Annotated in this window: 9 protein-coding genes; 1 reads left to right on the top strand and 8 read right to left on the bottom strand. The window is 38.7% G+C overall.

What is annotated here, in order from left to right; genetic code table 11:
• From ACEW8O_RS13490 to ACEW8O_RS13505, 4 genes are all read right to left on the bottom strand, one after another.
• The coding region (locus ACEW8O_RS13490) for an alpha/beta fold hydrolase (protein WP_373495149.1) at nucleotides 1-1,524 on the bottom strand (1,524 nt) is incomplete at its 3' end.
• Between the two features lie 3 nt (nucleotides 1,525-1,527).
• The gene (locus tag ACEW8O_RS13495; protein WP_373495150.1) at nucleotides 1,528-2,319 is read right to left on the bottom strand and encodes an alpha/beta fold hydrolase; all 792 of its coding nucleotides are present in this window, start codon (nucleotides 2,317-2,319) and stop codon (nucleotides 1,528-1,530) included.
• Nucleotides 2,320-2,348: 29 nt separating this feature from the next.
• A complete protein-coding gene (locus ACEW8O_RS13500) occupies nucleotides 2,349-2,876 on the bottom strand; it encodes a DUF6992 family protein (protein WP_373495151.1) in 528 nt (175 codons plus the stop codon).
• 50 nt (nucleotides 2,877-2,926) lie between these two features.
• Nucleotides 2,927-3,349, bottom strand: a complete 423-nt coding sequence (locus ACEW8O_RS13505) for a DUF6567 family protein (RefSeq protein WP_373495152.1) — start codon at nucleotides 3,347-3,349, stop codon at nucleotides 2,927-2,929.
• 475 nt (nucleotides 3,350-3,824) lie between these two features.
• Here ACEW8O_RS13505 and ACEW8O_RS13510 point away from each other — a divergent pair, with 475 nt between their 5' ends.
• Nucleotides 3,825-5,054, top strand: coding sequence for a GAF domain-containing sensor histidine kinase (locus ACEW8O_RS13510; RefSeq protein WP_373495153.1), 1,230 nt, complete (start codon nucleotides 3,825-3,827; stop codon nucleotides 5,052-5,054).
• 23 nt (nucleotides 5,055-5,077) lie between these two features.
• Here ACEW8O_RS13510 and ACEW8O_RS13515 read toward each other — a convergent pair whose 3' ends face one another.
• From ACEW8O_RS13515 to ACEW8O_RS13530, 4 genes are all read right to left on the bottom strand, one after another.
• Entirely contained in the window at nucleotides 5,078-5,518 is a 441-nt protein-coding gene (locus ACEW8O_RS13515) for a response regulator (RefSeq protein WP_373495154.1), read from the bottom strand.
• A gap of 55 nt (nucleotides 5,519-5,573) precedes the next feature.
• Entirely contained in the window at nucleotides 5,574-7,571 is a 1,998-nt protein-coding gene (locus tag ACEW8O_RS13520; protein WP_373495155.1) for an ATP-binding protein, read from the bottom strand.
• A complete protein-coding gene (locus ACEW8O_RS13525) occupies nucleotides 7,568-10,474 on the bottom strand; it encodes a PAS domain-containing protein (protein ID WP_373495156.1) in 2,907 nt (968 codons plus the stop codon). The genes ACEW8O_RS13520 and ACEW8O_RS13525 overlap by 4 nt, the downstream gene beginning before the upstream one ends.
• A 485-nt stretch (nucleotides 10,475-10,959) precedes the next feature.
• Nucleotides 10,960-11,943, bottom strand: coding sequence for a helix-turn-helix transcriptional regulator (locus tag ACEW8O_RS13530; protein ID WP_373495157.1), 984 nt, complete (start codon nucleotides 11,941-11,943; stop codon nucleotides 10,960-10,962).
• Between the last annotated feature and the right edge of the window lie 103 nt (nucleotides 11,944-12,046).

Raw genomic sequence — 12,046 nt, forward strand, 5'->3', positions numbered from 1 at the left:
ATGAGCGAAAATATGAGCCAAGAAGGCACTTTCCAAGCCTTTTTTCCAATAAAGCCATCCGAAAACAAGCCCTCCCACAGTGTTGCCTAAAAGCACGTAGCTTATCATGACGATACTGGGATTTCCTACAGTTTGAAAGACAATAGGGAAATGGCCTACTGCGAAAATAAGGGAGGATATGATAATACCAATCCAATATACCTGGGGCTTGAGTCCCTTAAAAAGTTTAGCTGCCAACCAAACCAACAGCGTCATCAACCCAAAACGCATAAAGATTTCTTCTGTGATGCCGCCATATAAGAACCTTGCCGCAAGCGTCAGTTGGAGTTGTCGGGTGAGAAGTTCAAACTCCGAAGGGGAGACTAGCCTTAAAAGTCCTAGTATGCTCAATGCAATTCCTGTAAGAACTCCCCCTAAAATTCCATAAAGAAGTATCTCCTTGAGTTGAATAGCATCTTCTTTAATGCCCAAAAACTTCTCAATTATGGGAACGCTGAGATTTACTTTTTGATAAAGTATAGTACCCACAAGTACAGCCACTATCAAAATAATGATAGGATTAATCAAAATCAGAAGCTTAATCTGGAATGGCGTAAACTGTTCCCCCAATACCGATAATATCTCCTCCGGTAATGGGATATCCACTGTCAACATGGACAACATGCCCAACATACCAAGGGCAAATAGGATCAGGGCGAGGTAAAACTTTTTTCTTTTCATAGCGACGGGGAATTTTAACTTCTCCAAAAACTCAAATAAGGCTTGATTGAATGCCTCCGGATTATCCTGATTGGCAATATGGTTGGCATGAGGTATGGCCACACAATGGCTCAGGGATTCTTGGGCATGCCAGGATTTGGACGCTTTTCTGATGAATGAAAGATCCTTTTCCCCATAAAGTATAAATAAGGGCACTTTTTTAGGTTGGGGCGAGGAATCGATCAAATCATAGCACATATCAGCAGTAATCTGTAAGGCAAACTTTTTCCCGGTATTTCTCATGGTGGCAGACAAATATTCCTGAACACCTTTCTTTACTGCCCTGTGTTTTCCAAAAGACTTATAGAACATATTTTTGGGAATCAAACCTATCAAAAAGATAAAAATGGGAACCAGCTTTTTTGCCCATTTACCTATATGGGATTTTAACTCAATTCCCGGGGCATGTACCATAGCCATTACTTTTTCGGGATGTTTGAGCTGAAAATACTGGGCAACCATACTGCCCAAAGACTGACCTACCAAAAATGCTTGGGAAATTTTCAGTTCTTCCATAAGCTCATTCAAACAATCAGCAGAAATTTCGGTAAATCGCTTATTGTAATTTTTTATCGACGACCTACTATGCCCTGGCAGATCCCAAACTAAGGTCCTGTATTGCGAATGGAAAAATTCAATCTGCTCCTGAAAAGTAAGGTGATCCATACCTACACCGTGGATGAAAACAAGGATAGGGGTATTATCCACACCTGACAACTCATAATAAACATCTCCGTACGTACTTGAAAATAATACCTTTTTCATCTCCTAGTTATTGTTTTTAAGGGTGGTTAAAATTTCCATGAGGCACTTATTAAATGTCTCAGGATTATCAAGGTTGGCCATATGCCCCACCCCCTTAAGGTCCACAACTTTTGCCTTTACATTTTTAGATATAGCGCTTAAGGTTGTATCTAAAACCCGGTTTATATCATGATCAAATTCACATTTGATCAATGTATATGGTATTGGGCTTTTCTCAATAAGCCCTGTAAAATCATAGTTTACCAAATGATACCTAATATGTGGGATTGCCCGAGGTGCCTTCAAAAACATCTGATAGGAAATTTCCCTGGATTCTTCATTCAATCCAGCATGAGAGGCCACAAATCTTAAATACCGATTTTTGAAAAACCTGAGCATGGATGTATCAATTCCCCTGACTATGGGCGCCAGAAACCGGGGCAGGTTCATTTGACCTGTGGTTCCGAAAGTGGTCAAACTTAAAAAATGATCAAGGATTTTACTGACTACAATATGCCCCAACACTCCTCCCGCTGAATTCCCTACATAATGAATACGATCTAGTTTGAGGTCTTCAATCAAATGGATAATATCGGCTGCCAATAGTTCTAAGGAATATTGGTCGGTGGTATTAGGAGAGGGTGTCGGGGATCCGCCATGTCCTCTTAGGGATATGCAAACCACCCTAAACTGATCTGAGAAATAATCCAGTTGTCGTTGAAATTGACCCGCATTTCCACCCGCACCATGTACAAAAAGAAGTGTTTCATTATTTTCATTTCCGGTGATAGCTATTTCGAGTCTTATCGGATTCATGATAGAGGGGACGAGTGTTATAGATATATTTACCCTAATAATAGGTTTTCCCAATACGGATAAACCTTACTATGATTTTTTCTATGAAGTTTGTAAAAAACCATATCTTGGATTAATAAATAGCTTCCCTGAAGAATTACGGAAATACCGAAGCCCAGCCAAAGCTCATTATGGAGGACTTGTGGTAAATCCCCATAATAATACATGGCAAATCCTGTGGCTATATATGTCATATCTAACCCTATATTAAAAACCATAGCTTTTTCAATATGCTTTTGATATTCCATCTGATGTAGATTGGATATTGGGCGATCAAAAACATCATTGTGATGTGCATATAGGAAGACTGCTACGAAAGCATTAACAACATTCCAACTAATATTCATAGTAAAGAAATAAAAGTGGAGAGCCTCGGTATGGAATAAGAATACGCTGCTGACCAAAATATTCAATCCAGCCCAGAAGGCTAAAGTAACCGAATGAGCTGTTTTGAGTGTTTTCATTCTCTTAATAAAAGATTCTGAAATATCCAGCCTTGCTAAATTTGGAAAATGCATTGTACAAAGGGTATAATATAAAAGAACAGTAGTTTTCTATAATTTTTTGGCTATTGCATAAATTCAATTATGTCAGCCTGAATGGTCAATATTGGTTGGGTATATACAATCAAATTAAGGGCATCCACATCATATCTAACATTGATCAAAGCAAGGTTTCGGCCCTCAATGTTTCCATGTTTTGCTTCAAAATTGCTCCAAAGGTTATCCATAGCGGTTTTATAAAGCGCTTTGTCTCCACTTACTCTTGCCACTCCCACGACCTGTGCATACATGCCTACACCGAAGGAGGCACCAAATATATACCCTGCTTTTGCCTCACCGGAAACCGACCTCGCCACTATTCGATAATTGGCAGAGGACAGCTCCACATTGGTCAGGGAGGAAGACATATGCATGCCTGAAGAGGCACATCCCAAAAAAAAAGTGGTCATAACCACTACACACATTAAAATTTCAATATACTGTTTCATGTCTTGATTAGTTTAAATTTACGATGCTGCAAATTAATATGATTATATTTTCTTTTAATATGATTAAAATCATTTTTGTATATGATTAAAATCTTTTGTTGATGGAGTTCATAAATCTTCTTGGGCCAATTTGAAAAGCAATTCAACAGGGTGGTTTGTGAAGATTCAAACTTAGGTACAAGAACAGGGTTGATTTGTGAAAACACAAACCACGGCCCAGAATGAAGGCACAATCCATGGTATGCAATTTTGCACGGCACACTATCATCTAAACCTTATTAACAATAAAGGAATCAAGCCAGAATTTAAATTCTCCTTAAAAAGCAAAATTTCAGTAAATAAAAATTAGTTTTCAAGACCTTTTCTCCTCCCTTTTTTGTCATTCAAAAGATCCAAAATGCTTTGTTTTTTGTGGAATAAAAATATTCTTTTTGGGATTAGGTAATTGATGGTGGGTTTAATACGTTTGTTTACTATGCTTACTACCCAAGCCCTGTTTGCCCCGCCCATTCCTAAGAATGAGTTTGATAGATTGATTGAATTGAGTGAATATGATCTCGATTATTCCAATCTTAAAATTCATTTCAAGGACCTCACAGAACTGGCAGCCAAAGTAGCCGGAACTGAGATTTCGCTTATCAACCTGATTGACTCATTTACACAATGGTCTGTTGCCGGTTATGGCTTCCCACCTGTTCAGATGGATAGGGAAGATTCGGTCTGTCAATATACCATTTTGGGTGATAACCCATACGAAGTGAAAGACCTTCGTGAGGATGACCGCTTCAAACAGAAATTTTATGTAAAAGATGAACCCAACCTTAGGTATTATTGGGGCATTCCTTTGAAAACAGAGAATGGGCATAATCTGGGGGCCCTTTGCGTACTGGACAAAGAAAAGAAAAGCATCTCTCCCGAAAAGGTAGAATTGCTAAAACTCATAGCAAGCGAGATTGTCAGCAGGCTGAATATGCTGCGCACTATGGATGACCTGAAAAAAAGCATGACTGAAATTCGGGAAGACCATAAAAGGGTAGCCCATGATATCAGGGGACCGATAGGGGGGATTATAGGCCTGGCACAGATTATACAGGACCAAGGAGATGAAAATAACCTGGAAGAAGTACTTGAATTTATTCAGTTGATCAAGAAAAGCGGTAAATCACTGCTTGAAATGGCCGATGATGTCCTGACCCAAAATTTTCATTCAAAAAACAGGCCCAAACTCAACAAGAAATTGGAGTATAATCTTTTCACGCTCAAAGAAAAGATATATGATCTCTATGCTGTTCAGGCAAAACAAAAGGAAATCATGCTTTCTGTCCACCTCAAAAGCCAAAACGGGGACATCCCTTTTCCGCAAAATAAGCTTTTGCAGATTTTGGGCAACCTGATTTCCAATGCCATCAAGTTTACCCCCAAATTTGGTGAGGTGGAAGTACATCTTGCACTGACCCAAAGGGATAATAAAAACTGGTTAATAGTGTCAGTCAGGGACAATGGACTTGGTATTCCTCAAGAGAAGATCCATGAAATCCTAAATGGAAAAGTCAACTCAAGTGAAGGGACGGTAGGGGAGAGAGGATATGGATTAGGGCTTTCCCTAGTCAAACATCTGGTGGATTCCTACCACGGACAATTAAAAATCAGATCGGAACTGGGTTTATACAGCCTGTTTTTAGTAAGATTGCCGGTTAGCAGATAGTAACTGATAGTGGATTTCAGGATTTATTCGGATTTATCCACTGTAGGTAGCTTGATAATTTTCACCCAAAAGTTTTCTATCTCTGAGATAACATTCAGAAAATCTTCGACATCGACAGGTTTGGTGATAAAGCAGCTTGCATAATTTTGATAGGCTGTCAGAATATCCTTTGGGGAAGATGAGGTGGTCAACATGACCACGGGAATGTGTCTCAATCTTTTTTCTGATTTGATAAATTGCAAAACCTCTTGACCGTTTATTCTTGGGAGGTTGATGTCCATCAAGATCAAATCGGGAATTTTGGCATCCACGAATTGTCCTTTTTGAAGGAGAAAATCAATGGCAAGTTCACCATTACGGACTATGCTTATGTCGTTGATGATTTTGGCTTCTTCAAAAGCCTCAAGCGTAAGCACAATATCCCCCTCATTGTCCTCGACTAATAAAATGTGAATATTGTTCATTTGGTTAGATGGATTTTTCCCTGAACTCCAAATCTAAAATATTCAAAATAAAAAATCAGTTTTCGGCCATATCTTTTTTCAATGTGAAAAATACTGTCGTCCCCATATCTTCCTCTGAATCTATCCAGATTTCACCTCCAAATTTTTTCACTATTTTTTTGCAGATGGCCAGCCCAAGGCCTGTACCTTTAAATACCTCTCTGCTGTGCAGTCTTTGGAAGACCTGAAAAACCTTTTCATGGTACTCTTCGGAAATTCCGATCCCATTGTCCTTCACTCTGAATTTCCAAAAACCACCCATATCCTCTGCGTTTATTTCTACGACGGGAGGACGGCCATTGCTGCTGTATTTAAGCGAGTTATGGATGAGGTTCTGAAAGAGTTGTCTCATGGGTGATTGTGAGGCCATCACCTCAGGAAGTTTATTGAATACTACTTCAGCTTTACGGTCCTGAATAAGTTTTTTCTCCAATAATTTTATTTCTTCCATCAATTCATTTAGATCCACTTTTTCTTTTTGCCCGACATTTTCCACACGGCTGTATTCAAGCAGGTCTAAAATTATATGTCTCATCCTTTCTGCCCCTTCAATGGCAAATTGGATGTACTGATTCCCTCTATCGTCCAAAAGCGGTCTGTATTTTTTTTCCAACAATTTCATAAAACTGGAAATCATCCTGAGGGGTTCCTGAAGGTCATGGGAGGCCACATAGGCGAACTGTTCCAGTTCTGAATTGGAGATTTCCAGTTCCTGTGCTCTTTTCCTTAATTCCTCACTCATTTGAAAAAGGGCCTTTTCATTGGCTTTGATTTCAGAAATATCCTGCGTTGCACCGATCAACCTCACGGCTTTGCCTGATTCATCCCGGATTATAATCCCTTTGTCGAGCACATAGGTGTATTTTCCGTTGCTTTTTTGAAGACGGAACTCCTGTTTCCAAAAATTGTCTTTTCCTTCAAGTGTTTCCTTAAGATTTTGATTTGCCCTTTCCATATCTTCCGGATGGATTTTGGAATTCCAAAAATCACGATTGTTGTTGATATCACTAATTTTATAACCAAATAATTTTTCAAAATTTTCTGATCTATAGACTTTGTTGTTCAATAAATCCCAGTCCCAAATTACATCAGAAGTAGCCATCGTGGCATATTCAAATCTTTCGTTACTTTCCTTCAACCGCCTTGACTGTCGGGCTACCTGTTCCTCGAGAATAGCCGGAACACCCGCAAGGTACCAAACGAAAAATCCTATCATAATAGAAAAGACAACTCTCAAAATCAATGGAAGAATAATATTGTTGAACGCATTGCTTTTTTTTAATTGAACCGTCAGTTTCCAATTGCCCATGGTTAGAAAAGAACTGCTTTCAAATCCGGTATAATCTCCTTGAGGTAGGGGAAGAAAGTTTTCAATTATTCCGGTATCCGGATTGTATTTTGAAAATTGTACGTAAAATTCACTTTTTTCCAATCCCGCATAGTCAATCATCTTATAGAAAGTCTCCAATCGAACAACCACGGCCGCAAAACCCCAAAAGGAATTTTCCTTAAAAATCGGTATTCTTCCAACTATTCCCATTCCACCCTGTTTCAGTTCCAAAGGACCTGCAAAAAAAACGTTCTTAGATTCCATTGCCAGCATGGCTTCCCTGTTTCGGCTAGAGTCTTCAAGGATATTATATCCGATGACAGATTCATTTCCTTCTAAAGGGTAAACATGTGTAATGGAACCACCTTCCAGCAATTGAATTGCATCAATGTGTTGGTTGCTTTCCAGAATTTCCCTGGCCACTTCTTCAAAGTTGCCGGTGATCCCGAAATTCTCTTCTAAATATGCCAGGGTTTTGATGGCCGAAAAACTATGCCGTAAACCAAAGGCTATTTTCTTTTCCAGGCTATTCTTTTGGTTGATAACTGATTGTTGTTCTGAGGATTGATACAACTGAAAACCCCGATAGGAGATAAGTTGGGTAAGTGTTAAAGTCAATAAAAACCCAATAAAACCGGTCAAGACCGGGTTTTTGTAAAAATGCTTTAATGTTTTTGTATTCATGATAGATTTTGTGGTTTTTTGGGAAGTGTAAAGTGAAACCGGCTGCCTTTATTTTCTTCTGATTCCACCCAGATACGACCGCCAAGATTTTCGATGATTTTTTTACAAATTGCCAGTCCAATGCCCGTTCCTTTATATTCCTCTTTGTTGTGAAGTCTTTGGAAAATGACAAAAATCTTTTGAAAGTATTCGGGCGAAATTCCGATACCATTGTCCTCAATGATAAATTCCCAGTTTGTCGAAGTTTCCTTTACTTCTATCGTAATGATGGGATCAATTTCTTTTTTGCGGTATTTGATGGCATTGGAAATGATGTTCTGCAGTACCTGTCTCAGTTGAGATCGTTGGGAAATAACCACGGGAAGCTGCGGAATTACAATTGATGCATTGTTCTCTACTATTTGGGATTTTAGAAGTAACTTCACCTCTTCCATCAATAGGTTCAGGTCAATTGGGAAAATGGGGTCTTCCATTCTGCCCACCCGCGAAAATTCCAATAAATCCAGAATAATGGACTTCATCCTTTTGGCCCCATCTACTGCAAAGTAGATATATTGCTTACCTTTTTCATCCAGGATATCGCTGTATTTTTTTTCAAGCTGACCCAAAAAGCTGGAAATCATCCGAAGTGGTTCCTGAAGATCATGGGAAGCAACATAAGCAAACTGTTCTAAGTCTTTATTGGATATGTCTAATTCAGCATTGCTTTTTTGAAGGTCCTCATTCAGTTTTTTCACAGAATCCAGATGGTTTTTTCTTTCTATGGCTACAGCAAGGTTGGAGCTCAGAGTCTTTAAGAATGAAGTTTCCTCCTCGTTCCATTTTCTCTCTTGATTATAATCTTCAAAACCCAAATAACCATAAAAATGGTCTTTGATATATACAGGAATAAGGAGGATGGATTTGATACCTAGCTTATCCAATATTTCTTTAGTCTTTCCTTCAAGCTCTCTGGTCAAAAAAGAAAATGGTTCATTTTTCAATGCTAATTCTAAAAAAAGAGGATGGTCGTCCAAAGCAGTTGTCTGATAATCCGGATTACCTATCTGAGGAGAGATACCCTTTTGAACCCATTCTTTTAATGGCCTGGAATACAGCTTTTTTGTTGTTGGGTCCAGGAAATTTTCAAATAAGTAAACCCTGTCCGCTTCCACGGCTTTGCCCATCAGTTCCAGGCATTCCTGCATAGCCGGTTCCCAATCCTCGTTGAAAAGCAAAATTTTGACCGCATCGGCGATGGTCTGCAGCAGTTTGGTTTTTAAAATCAGAGATTGTTCGCGATTTTTTTTATTGGTAATGTCCCTTGCTATCCCTACCAGACCTATACCTTCTCCTTTGGCGTTGAAGAGTGGAATTTTAGAGGTCGAAAGCCATCTTTTATTCCCGTCATTATCGACGATAGGTTCTTCTCTTTCGATTATAGGTTTTTTGCTCTGTAATACAAATAAATCATCCTGATAATAAAGGTCAGCCATTTCCTTTGGAAAATAATCGTAAGCAGTTTTACCGATTGTTTCTTCCTCGGTTTTGGCACCTAATAATCTGACATTGGCTTTGTTATTGATGATTTGCCGGAATTGGGTATCCTTGACAAATATATAATCAGGGATATTGTCAATTAACGTTCTTAAAAGGTTCCTTTCTTGGGAAAGTGTTTCTTCAAACATCTTTTGGTCACTGATGTCCTGTATGGCACCTACCATTCGGTAAACTTTTCCGTTTGCATCTCTTAATGCATAACTTTTGTCGTTAACATATACAAACTCTCCACTGGCTTTTCTGAACCTGTATTCTTTCTGCCAATTGTCCTCTTCACTTGTCAGATAGGTTTCCACATTACTGAGTACCCTTTGGAGATCTTCAGGGTGTACGTTGTCTTTCCAAGTGGAATAATCAGGCTTGAATTTGTCAAGCTGATAACCGAAAATGCTCCGGTATCCTTCACCCCAGACAACAGTATTTGATTCCAGATCCCAATCGTATATTGCCTCAAAAGTGGCTTTGGTGACAAAATGATACCTCTTTAGCAGGTCTTTGAGCCCTTGTTTGAGTATTTCTTCTTCGGTAATATCCTGAACTGTTCCTTTAAATGTTTTTTTGCCATTTTCATTATAAAGTTTTCCTTTTTCATGAACCCATTTCACCTCCCCATTTGGAGTGATAATCCTATGCTTGTAATCCAATGGAGTTATCCCGGCGATGGCCTGATCATTTTGCCAATCAAATTCCTTCACATCTTCGGGATGGATGCTCTGATGAAAATTCTCAAAATTGAAAATGGCCTTACTTTTTTCCAGTCCCCAGATATTATATACCTCATCTGACCAAAAAAGCCTACTTGATTCTAATTCCAGTTCCCAATAACCTACTTTGGCGATTTTCTGGGCCTCGGTCAGTTTTTGCTCCAGGTCCTCATGTTTTTTGAGAACGTTGTCCTTAAAAGTAATGTCTTCAGTTGTAACAATGACACTTTCCAGACTTTCCTCAAATCCGGGCACCACTTTCCATTTGAATGATATACTTTTGACATGTCGATCAAGGGTAAGTATTTTTGACTCATTTTCAAAGGAATTCAAACCCTGACAGATAGCCGCTAATTGTGTGATAAATATTTCGATTGATTCAGGAGTAAAAAGTTTGAGGAAATTTTCCTTTAGTTCTTTTTTTGATTTGGCATGACTCAGCTTTACGCAGGCTTCATTGAAATCTATAATGATGAGCTTTGAGATACAGTCATTCACCAAATTTCTATTATCCTTTAGCGTGTTTTCAACAAAAGTGGATGATTGGCCAAATAATCCTTTTTCCAACAGAAGTTTTTTGATTTCTGAGAAATCAAATTCCCAGATGGCAACGGGGGTTACCTCAAAAATGGCTTTATATTTAAAATCATTTGGTGTCATAAACCAGGGGATTAGCTGACAGGGTGGACGGTTTGATTTATAAAAAAATTAACCAAGTTTAAAAGTGGTGTTGTTAAGGCATAAAAACAAATAAATCCGTCAAAATCGATAAATATTTCTATGAATGATTTGGAGGTATAGCGGTCTGAAAATATGGCTTTATTCGGTTTCTTTGGATTTTTAATTAAAGAGTATTGCTTTAACTTTCAATGAAATACATATAATAGTTAAGAAATTACATTTTGATGACGTGTTCTATTCGAAGATTCATTTGACAGGGCTGTTTGTCAAAGTTGTCAATGGGAGTAATCAACATTTTGTAAATGTTCAGAAAAGGTATTGACATCAAGACGGGCAGCAGACCTCTCCTGACGTCGAGGTGACAAGGCAAAGCTCTTCCTAGACTTGAATGCTATTTGTAGTTCGAAACTATCAATTTACAAATCTGTCATTGATAGGCACACTGGAGATTTCAAAAAAGGATATTACCTTTTTAGAGCTTCTGAGGGAGGGTATCCATAGTACTTTTTAAAAGCTGCTGAAAAGTGGTTTTGATGGCTGTATCCCAACCATTCAGTGACTTCCACAATGGAGTTGTTTTGATCTCTCAGCATGGTCAGGGCATGGTCCATTCTCAGTTGTTGATAATAGGCAAAAATCCCTGTATCAAAAGCCGCTTTAAAGGATGTCTTAAGTGTTTGAATATTGGTTGCGAATTTTTTGGCCAGTTCTACCAAGGTCCAAGTCGCTGTAATGTCTGACTCCAAAAATGATCTGACAGCATAAGCAAGGTCCTGATGATTCCTGTTCCTTTCAACTCCTCTTTGATTTATATTCCCAAGCTGAAACATCTGTAAGGAGATCAGTTCCAATGTTTTGATCTCCAGGTACATTTTTTTCATATCTCCCTCAAAAGGATTGTTGCATATAGAACTGATAATCCCCTTCATTTCAGCATTGAGATGCCCGGGTCGGGTTGATGCCACTTCGGGTCTTTGGATATCAATACTGTTTTTCAATGTTTCGGTGACCTTGTCTTCCGAGCTAAAAGTATCGAAGAAGTAATCCGAACTGAGGCTGATGTGAAAAGTTTTAACTTTCCCCAAAGGCAACTGATGTTCTCCTGCTGTCCGGGTCAAATGTATGGCATTATGGGAATTAGCAGTAAGTAACTGCTTTTGCGGATAACTGTAAAATCTGGAAGCTATTTCCCCTTCCAATAAAAATGGGAAATTGACCCTGTTATCAGGTGTCTCGGATTTGAGCTTGATGTTGGGCTGCAGTTGAATATTGCCAAACATCAGGGACAAGTTTGGTGTAGCCAACACCTTACAGTCCACTAGTCCATAATTGATATCCGAAAAATTCAAAGCCAGTTCCTGGAGATTTGGCTTTGAGGATATCAGTTTGACCTTTCTTGAAAGGTCAAGAGGGGAAGATTGCTTAGGGTTGATCAATGAAAAATCCATGGATTTCAGATTGTATGCAATGACGGGATTGGTTTTATAAGTAAAACAAATATCGCAGCTTCAGAACAGACCTAAAATCACATCAATATGTGAATTTGATTTG

The organism is Aquiflexum sp. (genome assembly GCF_041749095.1).
In the GTDB taxonomy this organism is placed as follows: domain Bacteria; phylum Bacteroidota; class Bacteroidia; order Cytophagales; family Cyclobacteriaceae; genus Aquiflexum.

Excerpts from the sequence above, each read along its gene's own strand:
- ACEW8O_RS13520 (WP_373495155.1), bottom strand. The coding sequence starts at position 7,571 with ATGAATACAAAAACATTAAAGCATTTTTACAAAAACCCGGTCTTGACC.
- ACEW8O_RS13525 (WP_373495156.1), bottom strand. The coding sequence starts at position 10,474 with ATGACACCAAATGATTTTAAATATAAAGCCATTTTTGAGGTAACCCCC.
- ACEW8O_RS13510 (WP_373495153.1), top strand. The coding sequence starts at position 3,825 with ATGCTTACTACCCAAGCCCTGTTTGCCCCGCCCATTCCTAAGAATGAG.
- ACEW8O_RS13500 (WP_373495151.1), bottom strand. The coding sequence starts at position 2,876 with ATGCATTTTCCAAATTTAGCAAGGCTGGATATTTCAGAATCTTTTATT.
- ACEW8O_RS13515 (WP_373495154.1), bottom strand. The coding sequence starts at position 5,518 with ATGAACAATATTCACATTTTATTAGTCGAGGACAATGAGGGGGATATT.
- ACEW8O_RS13505 (WP_373495152.1), bottom strand. The coding sequence starts at position 3,349 with ATGAAACAGTATATTGAAATTTTAATGTGTGTAGTGGTTATGACCACT.
- ACEW8O_RS13495 (WP_373495150.1), bottom strand. The coding sequence starts at position 2,319 with ATGAATCCGATAAGACTCGAAATAGCTATCACCGGAAATGAAAATAAT.
- ACEW8O_RS13530 (WP_373495157.1), bottom strand. The coding sequence starts at position 11,943 with ATGGATTTTTCATTGATCAACCCTAAGCAATCTTCCCCTCTTGACCTT.